This is a genomic window from Shewanella oncorhynchi (assembly GCF_030848765.1).
Classification (GTDB): Bacteria; Pseudomonadota; Gammaproteobacteria; order Enterobacterales; family Shewanellaceae; genus Shewanella; species Shewanella oncorhynchi.
This window is the reverse complement of the sequence record NZ_CP132914.1, coordinates 4,192,665-4,209,577: the sequence shown is the minus strand read 5'-3', so window position 1 is coordinate 4,209,577 and position 16,913 is coordinate 4,192,665. Positions and strand designations below refer to the sequence as shown.

Here is a 16,913-nt window from a genome sequence, read left to right as displayed (position 1 = left end):
CTGACAATGGAAGAATTAACGAAATTAGGCGGCACAGTCACTGAACTACGCTTTGCACTCGATACCTTTTACTTTTTGATTTCTGGCGCTTTAGTCATGTGGATGGCGGCGGGATTCGCTATGTTAGAAGCGGGTTTAGTTCGCTCTAAAAATACCACTGAAATTTTAACTAAGAACGTTGTGCTGTACGCGATTGCCTGTGTGATGTATCTGTTGGTTGGCTACAACATCATGTATGTGGATAACACTGAAGGTGGCTGGTTACCGTCAATTGGCACCTTAATTGGTTCGCAATCAGCAGATGCGAGCCATGCATTAGAATCTGACTTCTTCTTCCAAGTTGTATTTGTGGCAACGGCGATGTCAATTGTCTCTGGTGCTGTGGCGGAACGGATGAAGTTGTGGGCTTTCTTGTTCTTCTCTGTGGTGATGACAGCGGTTATCTATCCAGTAGAAGGTTATTGGACTTGGGGCCAAGGTTTTATCGCTAAACTGGGCTTTGTAGACTTTGCTGGTAGCGGTATTGTGCATATGACGGGGGCGACCGCGGCGATTGCTGGCGTAATATTGCTCGGTGCGCGTAAGGGTAAATACGGGCCTAATGGCCAAGTGAATCCTATTCCAGGCTCTAACTTGCCAATGGCAACCTTAGGTATGTTTATTCTGTGGATGGGCTGGTTTGGCTTTAACGGCGGATCGCAATTAATGGTGTCGGATGCGGCGAATGCAAGCTCAGTGGCGAAAGTGTTTGTGAATACCAATACTGCAGCGGCTTTTGGTGCCATCTCAGCTCTTATCGTGTGTAAGATGATTTGGGGTAAAGCGGATTTGACCATGATCCTTAACGGTATTTTGGCTGGATTAGTGGCGATTACGGCAGATCCTCTCTCGCCTTCATTGTTAATGGCGGGTGTGATTGGTTTAGTGGCGGGCGGCGTGGTGGTGTTCTCGATTGTGGGCTTAGATCGCATTAAGATCGACGATCCCGTCGGTGCGATTTCAGTACACGGTGTGGCTGGTTTCCTCGGCTTAATGTGTGTGCCATTATCCAATGCCAATGCAACTATTACCGGACAGTTGACGGGCGCAGCGATCATTTTCACTTGGGTGTTCTGCTCATCATTTGCTGTCTGGTATGTGATTAAGATAACCATGGGGATCCGTGTGACTGAGGAAGAAGAATACAACGGTATGGATGCTTCTGACTGCGGTATTGATGCCTATCCTGAGTTTGTTACGGTCAAAAATGCGGGCTGATTAAACTTGCACATTAATGCGTGATTCACCTTGATGCTTAGCTTGGATCGAGGGATAGTGAAGCAGAGCCTAGGCTCTGCTTTTTTATGGGTAATCACTGTGATTGAAGTTTAAGCACAGGGTCATAAGCTTAATTACTGAGCCATTCTGTTTTCTTGCATAAATTAAGGAGTGTTCTATGAGATTGAATATAAAAACAATAGGTCAATTTTTGCGACTAAGTCTTATCGTCATTTCTGGCTGGATATCGGTTTCAGCCTTTGCAGGAGAAGTGATCGTTAATCGCTCAAGTGAGCCTGTCGATGCCTTTGCCGTGCGTGATCAAGTGCTCAAGGATTTTGAATGGCAGGAGTCGCTTCGTCGCCAGCAGCAAATCCAAATTCTGCAGGCTTTACCCTTAGGTTGCGTTACGGTCATGAAACCCTATCGACATTTTACCTGTGGAGAGCATAACTATCGGCCGTATGATTATCAGCAGCGTGAGTTATACATAGAAGTTGACCGACCTTCGCAATAGTTAATTCGTTAAATTATTTGCGATTATTTTCAATCGATCGCGATTATCATTTTTTTGTAACCATTTTATGTCGTCTTTTTCGCCATTTGTAATAAGCTCAAATAGGAGCTAATGGTGTGGGAGGACGTATGTCGAAACTATTCCGAGCCGTATACTTGAGTACGATCTTGAGCGTTGTATTCAGTCAATTGTTTGCTTGTAGCTCGACGACCATTGAGCCTAATCCGTCGGATCTTGAGTCGTTACTTGCCGATTCACTGTTTACCCCTGTGGCCGATATTCCTTCTGTTGCGGATATTTTTTATCTGCCACCCGAGGTCGTGACAGACGTAAAACGTCGCTATGGGATATACACTTTGTCACACAATAACAACATGTTAGCCAATGAATGGTTAGCTAGTTATATCAATGCGAGTCAAACCAATAGCGCTAACATTGATTTTCGATATAAAGATAATCTGACCCAAATTGCCCGTGAAACCTATGCCCAAAGGGCGGGTAATTGCATGTCTTTAGTGGTCATGACTTCTGCGTTAGCGGACATATTGAATGTGAGTGCTGAGTATCAAGATATTGCGATAGAACCGGTATGGGATAAGCAAGGTGATTTCTATTTAATCAATGGGCATGTGAATTTACGCTTACTTCCACCTGAAAACGCACATTCAGTTTATGTGTCATCTACCGCAGTTTTAGTGGACTTTATGCCAGAGCGAGCTCTACGGGGATACGGTAAAACCCAAGTGGATCGGCAGACCTTAATCAGCATGTTTTACAACAATATGGCGGCAGAGTCTTTGGTGAACGGTGATTTAGACAGGGCCTATGCCTTGATTAAAGTGGGTTTAAAAGTCGGCCAGTTTGTTCCTTCACTCAACACGCTCGCCATTATTTACCGGCATAAAGGTGATGAAAAGCGGGCCGAACAGGTTTATCGCTATGCACTCAAGTTTGATGCGAAAAATCTGACAACGCTTTATAACTTAGCCTTGATTTTAGGGGAGCAGGGGCGGCTTGATGAATGGGCCGAAATTAATAAAGTGCTTGAATTAGCGCGAATACGTAATCCCTATTATTACTATGACATGGGGCAGCAAGCCTATGATGAGCATCAATACGATGAAGCCTTGGCTTGGTATCAAAGGGCGTTGGCAAAAGCGGATTATCGTCATGAGTTCTTCTTCGGTTTATCTAAAACCTACTGGGCGCTGGGGGACGAAAAGCGTGCCAAACTGAATATGGATAAAGCCTTGGCTTTGAGCCGAGATGAGTCAGAGCGTCAACGCTATCAGAGCAAGTTACAAGTCATGTTACAGCATTAGCATTTGCCCGCTCTTTTCTATAGAGAGCTGGCCATCAATTAAGCTTATTACGGGTAAACATCTTTGCTTGCTAACATAGGGCGCCTAAATACACTTGCAGCAAATATGTTTATTCCTTTTTATCCGCCATATTCGATTTTGTTCATCAAGGCTGTGAGTTAGCTGGCATATTTGAATTTTGATTTTTTTTAAATATATTAAAACAATAAGTTATATTTGATTTTTTGAAATGGAGACAACTTGGTTGCATTGGCGCCTGAGACTCGATAAATTGAACTCAGTATTGCAGTTGAGATCCCTTATCGCAGCGATAGAAATAGCCTAAAACACCAGCGTTGGAGCAGTAAAATTATGTATTACCAAAATGATGATGTTCGCATTAAAGAAGTAAAAGAGTTACTTCCACCTATCGCGATTCTTGAACGATTTCCTGCTTCCGAAAAAGCCTCTGCGACTGTGTTTAATGCGCGTAATAGTATCCATAATATTCTGGCTAAGTCTGATGATCGTCTATTAGTGGTGATTGGGCCTTGTTCTATCCACGATCCCAAAGCTGCGTTGGAATATGGACAGCGTTTGGTCTCACTGCGTGAACGTTATAAAGATCAACTCGAAATTGTGATGCGAGTGTATTTTGAAAAACCAAGAACCACAGTGGGTTGGAAGGGGCTGATTAACGATCCTTACATGGATAACAGCTTTAAACTCAATGATGGTTTACGCACCGCCCGTAAATTATTAGTGGATTTGAACGACAGCGGTATGCCAACTGCGGGTGAGTTTCTTGACATGATCACCCCACAATATATGGCTGATTTAATGTGCTGGGGAGCCATTGGTGCCCGTACGACAGAATCTCAAGTACACAGAGAGTTAGCCTCGGGTCTTTCTTGTCCGGTCGGTTTTAAAAATGGTACTGATGGCACGATTAAAGTTGCTATTGATGCGATAGGTGCTGCCAATGCACCACACCATTTTTTATCTGTGACTAAGTTGGGCCATTCGGCGATCGTTTCGACTAAGGGCAATCCTGATTGCCACATTATTTTACGGGGTGGCCGCGAGCCCAATTATAGCGCGCCGCATGTCACTGAGATTAGCCAGCAATTGTTAAAAGCAAAGCTTGCCGACAACATCATGATCGACTTTAGCCATGCTAATAGTAGTAAAGAGTATCAACGTCAGTTAGTGGTTGCTGAAGATGTAGCTGGTCAAGTGGCGGCGGGAAATACTGCTATTTTTGGTGTTATGGTAGAAAGCCATTTAGTGGAAGGTCGTCAAGATCTTATTGAAGGTCAAGAGTTATGCTATGGGCAGAGTATTACCGATGCGTGTATTGGTTGGGATGATACCGAGCGTCTGTTAGCCATTTTGAACCAAAGCATTATCGAACGCCGTCAGGTTTAATTATCTGCTCGAGCGAACATAAACCGCAACTATACCTGAGTTAGCCGTTAACGATTGCGGGTTAAGTAAAAACAAAGGCGCTATCCCGGCGCCTTTGTTTTATCTATTTATTGCTTATTTCAACAATGTATTCATTTGCTTTGGCTAAGCTACCAAAGGCGGCAATAAGGTTGTTTCTACCTTTATCTTGTATCTCTGGATTGCCTGATTCGATCATCATCCACACCCAAGTTTGGATCAGTGGTAATGGCGGGTATTGAACTTTAGCGGAATCCAACATAAAGCTTCCTTTGATCTTAATTTAATTTGTTTGTCTTAATGTTCTCGCTAGAACTTGGGCGTATGAATCGCAAAATCTAGCGCGTAGAGGTTAACAAATTCTATTGATTTGTATAACCGCCTCCATGGCATTTTGGGCAAAACTGCAAAAATAATCAACAGCAGCAACTCTGTGCCAAGTCTTCTTCCATTGCACTCTTATCCTCCTACATACGGCTCTGAGGTTAAGTAAAACGGTACATGCCTGAACACAAATCAGTATAAATTCATTTATTGTGAATACGCCAGTGTAATGCGTAAGTATGATGTTTTGACTTTAAATGCAATCAAAATAGCAGCTGAGTATGTCGTGAATAAGTCTATTTGTCTGTCAGGAAAATCTGATTGATTTTATTCAGACTTTGCTAGTTTCGCTTAGCTTATGTTCGGTGTGAACTGTTACAATTGGCATAACTCATTCAAGGTTATGTCTTATGCGCCCAACGTTATATTTTGAAGGTCCAGTCGATAAATTAAACTGGCACGTCATGAAACTGCTTTGGCCTTACTTATTGGAATACAAAGGCCGTATTGCGCTGGCGATGTCATGCCTCATCATCGCTAAGCTGACCAGCGTGGCTCTACCTTTTATTCTGAAGCATTTGGTCGACACCTTAGATGCCGATAAAACCGCGCAAGCCCTCAGTGTGCCCGTAGGATTAGTGTTGGCCTATGGTGCGGTACGTTTACTAACGGCGATTACGGGGGAGATCCGCGATACCTTGTTTGGCCGCGTAACCGAGCGGGCGATCCGCCGTTTAGGCTTAGCAGTATTCGACCATTTACACCGACTTGACCTCGATTTTCATCTAGAGCGCAAAACCGGCGGCCTCTCCCGTGATATTGAACGCGGCACCAGCGGCGTGAGTTTCCTCATGCGTTTTATGGTGTTCAACATAGTGCCGACCTTGCTCGAAATTGTCATGGTGATTGGCATTTTCTTCTATAACTACGGCATTGCGTTTGCGGCAATCACTTTTGTTGCTGTGCTGGCTTATATTATTTTTTCTGTGGTCGCGACCGAATGGCGTACTGAGTATGTACGTGATGCGGCCAAGGCTGACTCGTTATCGAATACCCGCGCCATCGACAGCTTGCTGAACTATGAAACGGTAAAGTATTTTAATAATGAGAAGTATGAGTCGCAGCGCTACGATCAAGCGCTCGAACAGTGGGAAGTCGCTAAGCGTAAAAACCGTTTATCTTTGTTTGCGCTCAATGGCGGACAAGCTGTGATTATCGCTCTGGCGATGACAGCTATGATGGCGCTGGCGGCGTACCGAGTCACCTATGGCGATATGACCTTAGGTGATTTTGTATTGATTAATGCGTTTATGATGCAGCTCTTTTTACCCCTTAACTTCTTAGGTTTCGTGTATCGCGAAATTCGCGGCGCCTTAGCCAATATTGAGCGCATGTTTAGCCTGCTCGATAAGCATCCCATGATAGTCGACTCACCCCAAGCACTCGATTTTCAGCCTACTAAGGGTGAGCTGGTATTTGAAAACGTGAATTTTAGCTATGACGAGCGGCAAATTCTGCGGGACGTGAGTTTTAAGGTTGCTGCGGGAAAAAAAGTGGCCGTAGTCGGCGATAGTGGTGCTGGTAAGTCGACGCTGATTAAACTGCTGTTTCGATTTTACGATGTGGACCAAGGCGCGATTAAAATCGATGGACAAGATATCCGTCATCTGACGCAAGATGCGCTGCGACGGGCCATCGCTATCGTGCCGCAGGATACAGTGCTGTTTAACGATTCATTAGTTGAGAACATACGTTATGGTCGCCCGGGCGCGACGGATGAAGAGGTGCGCAACGCGATTAAACTGGCGCACTTAGAGCAATTTATTGCATCACTTGCCCTTGGTTGGGACACAAAGGTGGGTGAGCGCGGCTTAAAGCTATCTGGCGGAGAAAAACAGCGGGTCGCGATAGCAAGGGCCATTTTGAAGGGCTCGCCCGTGCTGGTGTTTGATGAGGCTACATCTTCACTCGATAGTCGCTCCGAGCAAGCTATTTTGTCGGCACTGCGGGAAGTCGCTAAGGGGCACACTAGCCTAGTGGTGGCTCATAGGTTATCGACCATAGTCGATGCCGATCAAATAGTCGTATTAAGCCAAGGAGAAATAGTTGAGCAAGGTAATCATCAGACTTTGCTGTTGGCAAATGGTCTCTATGCCAAATTATGGCGGATACAAAATGAGCAACAACATACTCCTCTGAGCAGTTAATAGCGTAATACAGTTCAGTCTTTATTCAGCTTCGGCTCTCTATACTCAATGCCAACACATCAATCGGAAGAGATCTGGCATGGAAAATATTACACTGAGAGCTAATATTGAAGGCAAAGAAGAAAAAGTCGCCACTGATTGGTATGCCATCATGGCGACATTGAAAAAACGTGGTGTTGATTATGATTCATTGCAACGCATTCATGCTGAGTTGAACGCGGGCCTGTTGGTTACCACTCGGCGACTTACCTTGGCTAAAGTCAATCCAGAAATGGTGCTGGCAGGTGTGATCCGCGATATGAACGCGCCGACAAGTGACTTTATGGGTATGCGTTAGGTGTGTTCGCTAGTGCTTTAGTACAGCTTGGGTGAGAACGTCCGAGAATAGAGGTGAGCCTCTATTCTTGATGCTCTAGAGAGACTCCAGAGATAAAATATGGCTGAATTAAGCTACGCCGTTCAGCTTCCCCGCTTTCCAACCTTCACATAAAAGATTCAATTTAGGTACTGACTCATCTATCAAAGTGAGTCGAATGATCTGCCCTTCGCGAAAACACACCAGTTCACCTTCGATCTCGGTCAGGCGATTACAGCTCTTACAGCTAGTGCTTACAGTTTTACTGGCGGGCAGTTGGCTTACGAAGCTAGATTTCAAAGTGTTTCCTTAAGTTCAATTGTGGGTAAGACATTTGAATAATGTCTCACGTCACGGATCTTACCTCTTTTGTGATACGCATTCAAATATACCTTATGTAAACCCTATATAGACGAAAGTTGTATTCGCCATTAACCGCGAGGGTTCGCGGCTACTTATCCATATGTGCATAGTATTTATCGAGTGAAATGGATAAACCGCTATCGAGCACAATTCGGACATGTGAAGGTTTGAGTTGTCTTGGTTCTGTCACTCCGCAAGAGTGCGCAATTAAGGCTAAGTCATGGTGTAAATTATGATTATAGTTAGCAACACGAGCCGATTTATCCCTAGGATCGAGTCCTTGTTGTAGCTTGGGATTGTGCGTTGTGATGCCCGTTGGGCAGGTATCTCTATTGCACTGTAAGGCTTGAATACAACCGAGGGCGAACATATTGCCACGGGCCGATGCGATGAAGTCTGCACCTAATGCCAAAGCCCAAGCGACTCTTGATGGCACAATAAGTTTACCCGAAGCGATGACTTTGATGCGTTTACGTAAGCCTCGTTGGATCAAGACATTAACTAGGATAGGTAAGCTTTCCTTCAGTGGTAATCCGACATAATCCATTAAAGGTTGTGGTGCAGCGCCTGTGCCACCATCGGCACTGTCTAAGGTAAAGAAGTCGGGGGCAGAGTCTTCGCCACGACGTTCGATTTCATCACATAAATCTTCGAGCCACTGTACGTCACCGAGTACGGCCTTAATGCCCGTTGGTTTACCAGTAACTTCACGTACTCGTTCAACCATATCCAAAATATCGTTCACGGATTTGAATTCAATATGACCATTAGGGCTAATAGAGTCATAACCCTGAGGAATACCGCGAATATGGGCAATTTCAGCCGTGACTTTGATCCCTGGTAAAATGCCACCTTTGCCCGGTTTAGCTCCTTGACTCATTTTAATTTCGAACATTTTGACTTCGGGATGAATGGCTATCGACTTGAGCTTTTCATCGTCTAAATGTCCTTGCTCATTACGTACACCGTATTTGGCCGTTCCAATTTGAAAGACGATATCGCAGCCACCTTTTAGATGATAAGGGCTCAAGCCGCCTTCACCTGTGTTAAGCCAGCAACCCGCCTGCGCTGCACCGTGGGAAAGGGCGGTAATTGCTGGGCGCGATAGAGCCCCAAAGCTCATGGCTGAAATATGACAAATGGCTTGAGTCGTATAGGGTTGGCGGCAATTGGTGCCAATTGTCAGTGGATGAATGGGTGTGATCTCTTCATCTTGGGTTGGGAAGGCGGTATTCATAAACATAACAGTACCGGCTGTATCCAAGGGGCGAGTCGAACCAAAGGCGATAGTTCTATCGACATTTTTAGCGGCGCGGTACACCCAGCTGCGTTCAGCACGGTTGAAGGGCAATTCTTCCCTGTCTTGGGCGAAAAAGTATTGTCTAAAGAACTCGCCTTGTTTCTCGAACAGATACCGAAAGCGACCAATTACAGGATAGTTATGTCTTACCGCTTGTTTGGTCTGCATTTTATCTGCGATATACATGTAAATAACCGCGAGTACTGCGAGTCCTATTACAATCAAAAACAGCCCTGAAAATAGATCGAGTCCCCACATAAACCAATTGAGTTCACTCATGTTATTTATCCTTATTCTTGTCCGTAACGGGTGGCGATCAAGCTCGCAGGTTGGTCATCATTAAGAGAGAGTAAAAACAGCTGGCTATAGTCATCTTCGCTGATCGCTTGGATCTCAGGTCCACCAAGGGCTTTAATGATCAGTGGGACAGTGTTTGAATGCCCAACGATGAGTGTATTGCCCTTTACAGCATGCACTTGTTCGACAATGTGTTGAATATGTCCTTCGATAGGTTTGGCTGCTTCTACTATCGTCACAGGTAAATGGCGATCCTCGGCGATGGGCGCGAGTGTTTGCTGGGTTCTTAGGTATTGAGTCGCAATAAGTTGCGACAGCGGCGTGCGGCTCAAGGCAGTGATCAGTGATGTTGCGCGCATTTCTCCCTTGGGTGATAACTGCGGGTTATTGGCTGGCGTGTCGGCTTTTTCGGCATGTCTGACTAAAATAATTAGTCTGCTCTCCGCATGAGCTTGGCTAATGGGAGTAAAGCCGAGGCAAGTGAATATGACGAGGCTTGTTAGCAGGCTAAAGCGTTTCATATTGATGACTACATTATGCTTAAAATAGTGCTTAAGGATTAGTGTAAACCCGTGAAAGCGGAAATGACTCAAACTGCGGCCTGCTGCCATGGTGTAACATCCTTTTCTATTGGCTTATGTCTAAGCTCAGCGATAGTAATGATCTGCATTGCGGTGGGTTGGCGCTTTATGCACCTTATTAAAGAATGAACCCACTTAATTTATGTGGGCCTTATCATGGCCTTGTGGTCAGATGGTACTTCAATTCTAAAAATTACTAAAGCTGGTTAAATTTTGGTCGATAATTAAGTCGACCCGAATTGAATGGATAGTCATCATGGAAATCAATAAACCCCCTCAAGTGCAAAGTACTCCTTTGCCACAGAAAAAATATGCTGAAAACACGGCGTCTAAGGGCACCGACGTGAGTGATTCGAAGGACGCGAAAGCCACAGAAGTAACCTCGAAGCAAACCGCGCAGCAAACGAGTAAGCAGCTGATGAATCAAGCGATTTTATCGGCACAGCAAGATGTGAATATCAAGTCAGGCGATCAGTCTATGGCCTTGCTTTATCGCGCAGCGATAGAGTCGATTAATAAAGAATTAGCGCCCACTATGGGCGAGAACGCGATTCAGACGGCTTACGATAATGGCGTAGATACTTCTCCAGAAGCGACTGCAGATCGTATCGTGAGTTTTGCGACGCAGTTTTTTAGCATTCACCAACAACAAAATTCGGGTATGAGTCTAAGTGATCAACTCGATAGCTTTATGGGGATTATTGGCGGTGCCATCGACAATGGCTTTAAAGAGGCTAAAGATATTCTGTCCGGCCTTAAAGTATTGCAGGGTGATATTGCCGATGGTGTCGATAAAACCTACAGCTTAGTGCAAGAGGGGCTGCAAGCCTTTAGAGATAGCTTTAACAAGAAGACTGATGAGACAGCATCGAGTCCGAGTTAATACCTCAGTATTTTCAGTTCTATATTCAGTGTTATAGTCATAAGCCCCTTATATAAGGGGTTTTTGTTGTGCAGAAAAAAGTCTATGCTGGAAGCCTATTTAACGTTTCGCTTGAGGGCAAGTTATGTGGATTAGGGGACAAGTGATAGAACGTATTGATTGGAGTGATAAGTTATTCTCATTGCGCATTGCTGCCGAGTTAGCTCCATTTATTCCTGGTCAGTTTATCAAGTTAAGTCAAATGCAAGATGATAAGCGTGTGGCTAGAGCCTACTCCTTAGTAAATTCTCCCGATAAACCCTATGCCGAGGTGCTCGCCGTTGCGGTAGAGGATGGCCTGTTATCGCCTCAATTACACAACCTTGCAATAGGCGATGAAATTGAAATTACCTCAACCGCGACCGGTTTTATGACCTTAGCTGAAATACCTAAGGGGGAACTCCAAGGGAAGCATTTGTGGTTTTTAGCCACAGGAACAGCGGTAGGGCCATTTTTGTCTATGCTCGACACCGATGAACCTTGGGAGCGTTTTGAAAAAGTCGTGCTTGTGTATGGCGTGCGCGAGGCACAGGATTTGGCATATCTTGATAAGCTGCGTAATTTAGAACGTAAATACCCTGAACAATTTTCATTAGTCTTGAGTGTGACCCGTAAACCCTTTGCCGATGCTTTGCAGTGCCGCATTCCCGAGGGGATAGTCTCGGGTGAAATCGAAAAAAAGGCAGGATTAACCTTAAACGCAGCTGACTCTCAAGTTATGATCTGCGGCAATCCGGGTATGATTAATGGTGCGCAAGCCGCTTTACTCGATAAAGGGTTAGTGAAGAATTTACGCCGTGCTCCTGGGCAAATTACCGTTGAAAAATACTGGTAATCTCAATTTTACATAGAAGGCGAGAGTAAACTTGTTTCCGTTCTTGCCCCTAAAAAGCCATAGCGTTTAATGCAAACAAAAGGAAATTTTTGATGAAGTTGTTAAGTTCTCAAGCTTCGCCCTATGCCCGTTGTGTAAGAGCCTTAATCCAGTATCTAGGGATTAACAATATTGAAGAGCAGTTAGTTAATCCCTTTGAAAACAGCGCCGAATTACTCGATGCTAACCCGTTAGGACAGATCCCGTGTCTTATTACCAACGATGGTGTAGCACTATTCGATAGTGAAGTGATCATGCGTTACCTAGATGCAGAGCTTGGCGATCGTAAGATGTTTGGGATCTCAAATAATAACTGGGTGCTGGAGTGTCAGTATTCTTTAGTCAAAGGCTTAATCGATAGCGCGGTGAAATTACGCCAAGAGCAAATGCGTGAAGAAGAAGGCGTGAGGTCAGTATTTTGGACTGCACGTTTTGAACAAGCACTGCTGCGCGGCCTTATGCAGATTGAGCTTCAAACTGTGATCACCCAAACCACGATTCAAGCACCGCAATTAGCCTTGATTTGCTTACTCGATTATGTGGATTTTAGACATCCAGAGCTAGATTGGCGTAAGGTTGCACCTGCGACAGCACTTTGGTTCAGTGAAATGCGTGATTTACCTGCATTTATTCAAACTCGTCCCCAATAATCCGCAGAGGATGCTCAACCGTCGGTTGCGCGTCTTCCTTTTGGCCTATCACGGCGATTTTGTTCACCAAAAGCGCCGAATAACTCACGAGTAACCCCATATTCTACTCTGCGATCATTGCCTAGCTGTCGCCTGTCTTCATGGTGTTGATAGCGGCATTGGCAGTTTGCCATAGTGCATTCTTCCATCGGAATTTCGGGCGCATCTTTCGATAAAAATCGTTTTCCAGAAAGCGCTTCAATCTGCTCACAGCAACTGCCGTTATTCACTATGCTCACACTGTGAAAACTGTGAGTTTTATTAATACTGGGATCTGCAACTTGAGAAGAGTGTTTATGTCTTTTGGGACTAGTATTGAGTTTGAATAAGCCAAATAGCGCAATTGCGGCTACGCCTAGCAGCAAAACAGTTAACATAACGCCTCCTGAAAGCATTTTAATCAAATTAAGGTTCAGTTTAGTTTGATTTGAGATAATCTCAAATTTTCAGATTAATGCCATTAAAAACATAAAGTTAATTAGCCGCTTGCTCTCAAGTTCCGTATCTATTACTCTTGCGAAACTGATAAGCATTATCATTAATGCGTTAGTGTTCTAATTTTGCAGAACACGTCATCACTTTGGGGAGAATTCGGTAATGAAATGGGTAACTTGCGCGGCTGTTTTTGGGTTAATGTCGGTTGGGCATTCAGCGAATGCAGATGATAAATTAACCGTTTATTCTTATCGCCAAGCTTTCTTGGTAGAGCCTATCCTGACGCATTTCACCGAAGAAACTGGTATAGGTGTGAATTTGGTATTTGCTAAAGACGGTATTGCCGAGCGTCTCGTCCGTGAAGGCCGTTTATCCCCAGCGGATCTTGTGCTGACGTCTGATTTTTCACGTTTAGTTGAATTAGTGGATAAAGATCTAACCTCTCCAGTCAAAAATCCCCTGCTAGAGAGCAATATTCCTGCGCAGTATCGCGATCCCGATGGCCAGTGGTATGCCCTGACTATGCGGGTGCGAAATCTCTATACAGCCAAGGATCGTTTAGGCCAGCAGCAATTGACCTATGAAGAATTAGCCGATCCCAAATATAAAGGAAAGATTTGTACTCGCAGTGGTAAGCATCCATACAACATAGCGTTAGTCGCATCTATGATTGCTCATCACGGTGAAGCTGAGGCAAAAACTTGGTTACAAGGCGTGAAAACTAATTTAGCCCGCAAACCTCAGGGGAACGACAGGGGGCAAATTGCCGCAGTAAAAGAAGGTGTGTGTGAGATCGCCATTGGTAATAGCTACTATTACGGCAATATGTTGCAGGATCCTGAGCAAAAGGCGATTGCCGAAGCTGTGACGCTCAACTTCCCGAACCAAGCTGACCGCGGTGCCCATGTGAATGTGTCTGGTATGGTACTCACTCGCCATGCGCCTAATAAAGCCAATGCGATCAAATTGATGGAGTTCTTATCCGCCGATGTGGCTCAAAAGGCCTATGCCGATGTGAATATGGAATATCCAGTGAAAGCCGATGTGGCACCTTCATCTTTAGTGGCCTCATGGGGTAAGTTTAAGTCAGATCAATTGCCCATTTTTAAGTTGGCAGAATATCACCAAGCGGCGGTTAAGCTATTAGATGAAGTGCAGTTTGATCTCTAGCTCCAGTGCTAGCGACAAAATGCAGATTTAGGTTATCAGCGCCAGTGATTGGCGCTGTGACTTTTTAAGGATTGACATGATTTTAGGATTAGCCAGAAGCTGGTCGCTTGCTGGTTATGCCGTGGCCGCCTTGCTGGTATTGCCACTATTCGCGTTGATATTTCAAGCTTTTCAGCCTGACGAAGCCGTGTTTGGGCACTTGATGGCAACGGTTCTGCCGACATATATCATTAATAGTTTATTGCTGATTTTCTGGGTGAGTCTGGGGGCGTTATTACTTGCGTTACCCTGCGCTTGGTTGATGGCTCGTTGTGACTTTGTCGGCAGGCGATATTTGCAATGGGCGCTATTATTGCCCCTTGCTATGCCTGCGTATATTGTTGCCTACGTCTATACCGATTTACTCGATTATGCGGGGCCAGTGCAGCGCGGTCTTCGTTCGATATTTGGCTGGGACTCACCGCAGGATTATTTCTTCCCCGATATTCGTACCTTAGGCGGTGCGGCGTGTATGTTGTCGCTGGTATTGTTTCCCTATATTTATCTCTTGGCACGTACCGCTTTTATGGAGCAATCCTTAAGTTTGGCGCATGCTTCGCGCATTATGGGCTGTTCACCGTGGCAAAGTTTTTGGCGTTTATCTTTGCCTATGGCAAGGCCTGCGCTCGCCGTTGGGGTGGCTTTAGTGGCGATGGAGACGGCCGCTGATTTTGCAACGGTTAACTATTTTGCCGTGCCTACCTTAACGACAGCCGTGTACGACACTTGGTTGGGTTATGGCAATTTGACCGCCGCCGCTAAGTTATCGGCGATTATCTTGCTGGTAGTGTTTAGCCTGATTGGATTTGAGCGTTTTGCCCGTCGTAAACAGCAGTTATTCCAAAAACAATCACGTATACAAGTCACTGACTTGTATCGACTCTCGATGACTCAAACCTTGGTCGCACTGAGCTTTTGCGGCATGCTATTGCTATTAGCCTTTCTGTTACCTTTCGGGATTTTATTATCCTATGCGATTGGTTACTTTGAACAAAGCTGGGATAAGAGTTTTTGGCAATTGAGTCTTAACAGCCTCAGTCTTGCGCTGATCACCAGTTTACTCTGTTGCTTAATCGCCTTACTGCTTATGTTCGTTCGCCGGATAAGCCCAAGACAGAGTGATGCTTTGCCCTCACGGTTAGCTTCGACGGGCTACGCCTTACCAGGCACTGTGCTGGCTATTGGGGTATTAGTGCCTTTAACTATGCTAGATTTTGCGATTAACGATCTGGCGGATCTTGTCGGCATAGCAGGTCCTGGTCTTATCCTTACAGGCAGTGTGATTGCATTGATTTTTGCTTTTTGTGTACGTTTCGTGGCAATTGCGATTGGCAGTGTTGAAAGCAGTTATAAACGCATCTCGCCATCGCTAGACATGGTGAGCCTGACCATGGGGCAAACTCCTCGGCAACTTTTGCGGCGGGTGCATTTGCCTTTACTTGCTAAGGGATTGTTTGCGGGCGCTTTATTGGTGTTTATCGAAAGCATGAAGGAACTGCCCGCTGCGTTATTGCTGCGGCCTATCGGCTTTGAGAATCTTGCAACTTATGTATTCCAGTTTGCGTCCGATGAAAAACTCGAGCACGGCGCATTAGCTGCTATTGTGATTGTACTAGTGGGTTTAGTGCCGCTTATTTATTTAAACCGTTCATTGGAGCATCACAGCTGATGACAAGTACGCTCAAGCTTAAGCAAATTCATAGCGATTATCAGGGCCAGCAAGTACTTAAAGGTTTGAGTTTAACGCTCGCCCAAGGGGAAATCCTGGCGTTGTTAGGCCCAAGCGGTTGTGGCAAGACGACCTTATTACGTGCGGTTGCTGGATTACAGGCCATAAGCCAAGGTGAAATCCAGATTAATGGCCGCATAGTGAGTGGCGATAGCCAGTTTGTACCTAGCGAGCAGCGCGGCATCGGCATGATTTTTCAAGACTATGCGCTTTTCCCTCATTTGACTGTGGCGGAAAATATCCTCTTTGGGGTGGCTAGATTGTCGGGCGCAGAACGTCAGGCACGTTTGGATGAAATGCTAGCCTTGGTCAAACTTGAAGGGTTGGCACAGCGTTATCCCCATGAATTATCTGGCGGTCAGCAGCAGCGAGTTTCGATTGCGCGGGCACTTGCCTATGAGCCGCAGTTATTGCTGCTCGATGAGCCTTTTTCCAATATTGATGCCCAAGTGCGCTACGAGATGATGGCGGAAATTCGCAGCATCTTAAAACAGCGTAATGTCAGCGCGGTGTTTGTTACTCATAGCAAGGATGAAGCCTTTGTATTTGCAGATACTTTAGCCATCTTTAATCAAGGCATCATAGTGCAGCATGGTAGTGCCGAAGCTTTATATGCTGCCCCAAACAGCCGCTATGTGGCGGACTTTTTAGGTAGCGGTAATTACTTACCTGCAGCAGTGTTTGATGGGCACAGTGTTGTCACTCCCATAGGTCATTTAACCAGCCTCACGCCATTAAATTTGCCGAGCGAGTTCAGCGGAACAGTATTCTTGCGACCACAGCAATTGACGCTCAGCGCCGATGAACAGGGCGTAGGTACTATCACTGAGCGACGTTTCTTAGGCGCCTTTTGTCATTATTGGGTCAAAATTGAGGCCGCTTCCCATGCTTATTATGTGGAGGTGCGTAGCCAAATGATGCAGCTAAGTATCGGTCAAAAGGTTGGGGTAACGACTGAGCCGCATTCGCTTGTGCTGTTTGAATCTTCAGCATATTCAAACTGTGGGGGCCCAATCTAAGCGATGAGTATTTATTCAATGCTGATATAGCATAGCCAACTAAAGTACGACATTTTTGCTTACGTTAAACTTGGGTCTATGCGGTATT

17 protein-coding genes are annotated in these 16,913 nt (G+C 45.3%); 12 read left to right on the top strand and 5 right to left on the bottom strand.

The window, feature by feature from the left end; genetic code table 11:
- Positions 1–6 precede the first annotated feature (6 nt).
- The 4 genes from RA178_RS18710 (at position 7) to aroG (ending at position 4,503) form a co-directional block, all read left to right on the top strand.
- A complete protein-coding gene (locus tag RA178_RS18710) occupies positions 7–1,257 on the top strand; it encodes an ammonium transporter AmtB (protein WP_028761801.1) in 1,251 nt (416 codons plus the stop codon).
- Between the two features lie 178 nt (positions 1,258–1,435).
- On the top strand, positions 1,436–1,774 hold the full coding sequence (locus tag RA178_RS18705; protein ID WP_173496710.1) for a hypothetical protein: 339 nt from the start codon (positions 1,436–1,438) through the stop codon (positions 1,772–1,774).
- 128 nt (positions 1,775–1,902) lie between these two features.
- Positions 1,903–3,096, top strand: coding sequence for a tetratricopeptide repeat protein (locus RA178_RS18700; protein ID WP_131525190.1), 1,194 nt, complete (start codon positions 1,903–1,905; stop codon positions 3,094–3,096).
- Positions 3,097–3,447: 351 nt separating this feature from the next.
- Entirely contained in the window at positions 3,448–4,503 is a 1,056-nt protein-coding gene (gene aroG / locus RA178_RS18695; protein ID WP_131525191.1) for a 3-deoxy-7-phosphoheptulonate synthase AroG, read from the top strand.
- 103 nt (positions 4,504–4,606) lie between these two features.
- Here aroG and RA178_RS18690 read toward each other — a convergent pair whose 3' ends face one another.
- The gene (locus tag RA178_RS18690) at positions 4,607–4,783 is read right to left on the bottom strand and encodes a hypothetical protein (protein ID WP_105250227.1); all 177 of its coding nucleotides are present in this window, start codon (positions 4,781–4,783) and stop codon (positions 4,607–4,609) included.
- Between the two features lie 472 nt (positions 4,784–5,255).
- Between RA178_RS18690 and RA178_RS18685 the strand changes: the two genes are divergently transcribed.
- Positions 5,256–7,052 carry an ABCB family ABC transporter ATP-binding protein/permease gene (locus RA178_RS18685; RefSeq protein WP_173496711.1) on the top strand — a complete coding sequence of 599 codons (1,797 nt, stop codon included), beginning with the start codon at positions 5,256–5,258 and terminating at the stop codon, positions 7,050–7,052.
- A gap of 79 nt (positions 7,053–7,131) precedes the next feature.
- Positions 7,132–7,389, top strand: coding sequence for a hypothetical protein (locus RA178_RS18680; protein ID WP_105250225.1), 258 nt, complete (start codon positions 7,132–7,134; stop codon positions 7,387–7,389).
- Between the two features lie 108 nt (positions 7,390–7,497).
- On the opposite strand, the gene RA178_RS18675 is transcribed toward RA178_RS18680, so the two are convergent.
- From RA178_RS18675 to RA178_RS18665, 3 genes are all read right to left on the bottom strand, one after another.
- Positions 7,498–7,707 (bottom strand): hypothetical protein, encoded by a 210-nt coding sequence (locus RA178_RS18675; RefSeq protein ID WP_105250224.1) that lies wholly within the window; start codon positions 7,705–7,707, stop codon positions 7,498–7,500.
- Between the two features lie 151 nt (positions 7,708–7,858).
- Positions 7,859–9,349, bottom strand: coding sequence for an FMN-binding glutamate synthase family protein (locus RA178_RS18670; RefSeq protein WP_263197674.1), 1,491 nt, complete (start codon positions 9,347–9,349; stop codon positions 7,859–7,861).
- Positions 9,350–9,360: 11 nt separating this feature from the next.
- Complete coding sequence (locus tag RA178_RS18665) at positions 9,361–9,978, bottom strand: histidine phosphatase family protein (protein ID WP_263197675.1); 618 nt, start codon at positions 9,976–9,978, stop codon at positions 9,361–9,363.
- 226 nt (positions 9,979–10,204) lie between these two features.
- Here RA178_RS18665 and RA178_RS18660 point away from each other — a divergent pair, with 226 nt between their 5' ends.
- The 3 genes from RA178_RS18660 to RA178_RS18650 all read left to right on the top strand — a co-directional run bounded on the left by RA178_RS18660 (position 10,205) and on the right by RA178_RS18650 (position 12,394).
- Complete coding sequence (locus tag RA178_RS18660) at positions 10,205–10,831, top strand: DUF5610 domain-containing protein (RefSeq protein WP_306683303.1); 627 nt, start codon at positions 10,205–10,207, stop codon at positions 10,829–10,831.
- A 124-nt stretch (positions 10,832–10,955) separates the two neighbouring features.
- Positions 10,956–11,705, top strand: coding sequence for a ferredoxin--NADP reductase (locus RA178_RS18655; protein ID WP_173247453.1), 750 nt, complete (start codon positions 10,956–10,958; stop codon positions 11,703–11,705).
- Between the two features lie 92 nt (positions 11,706–11,797).
- Positions 11,798–12,394: a glutathione S-transferase N-terminal domain-containing protein gene (locus tag RA178_RS18650; protein ID WP_131525196.1), complete on the top strand. Its 597-nt coding sequence runs from the start codon at positions 11,798–11,800 to the stop codon at positions 12,392–12,394.
- 14 nt (positions 12,395–12,408) lie between these two features.
- Here the strand turns inward: RA178_RS18650 and RA178_RS18645 are convergent, their stop codons facing one another.
- The gene (locus RA178_RS18645; RefSeq protein ID WP_263171750.1) at positions 12,409–12,810 is read right to left on the bottom strand and encodes a hypothetical protein; all 402 of its coding nucleotides are present in this window, start codon (positions 12,808–12,810) and stop codon (positions 12,409–12,411) included.
- A 220-nt stretch (positions 12,811–13,030) separates the two neighbouring features.
- On the opposite strand from RA178_RS18645, the gene RA178_RS18640 reads away from it, so the two are divergent.
- The 3 genes from RA178_RS18640 to RA178_RS18630 all read left to right on the top strand — a co-directional run bounded on the left by RA178_RS18640 (position 13,031) and on the right by RA178_RS18630 (position 16,825).
- Complete coding sequence (locus tag RA178_RS18640) at positions 13,031–14,038, top strand: Fe(3+) ABC transporter substrate-binding protein (RefSeq protein ID WP_306683299.1); 1,008 nt, start codon at positions 13,031–13,033, stop codon at positions 14,036–14,038.
- Positions 14,039–14,114: 76 nt separating this feature from the next.
- The gene (locus RA178_RS18635) at positions 14,115–15,746 is read left to right on the top strand and encodes an ABC transporter permease (protein ID WP_263181899.1); all 1,632 of its coding nucleotides are present in this window, start codon (positions 14,115–14,117) and stop codon (positions 15,744–15,746) included.
- Positions 15,746–16,825: an ABC transporter ATP-binding protein gene (locus RA178_RS18630; protein ID WP_306683298.1), complete on the top strand. Its 1,080-nt coding sequence runs from the start codon at positions 15,746–15,748 to the stop codon at positions 16,823–16,825. Before RA178_RS18635 ends, RA178_RS18630 begins: the two co-directional genes overlap by 1 nt.
- Positions 16,826–16,913 lie beyond the last annotated feature (88 nt).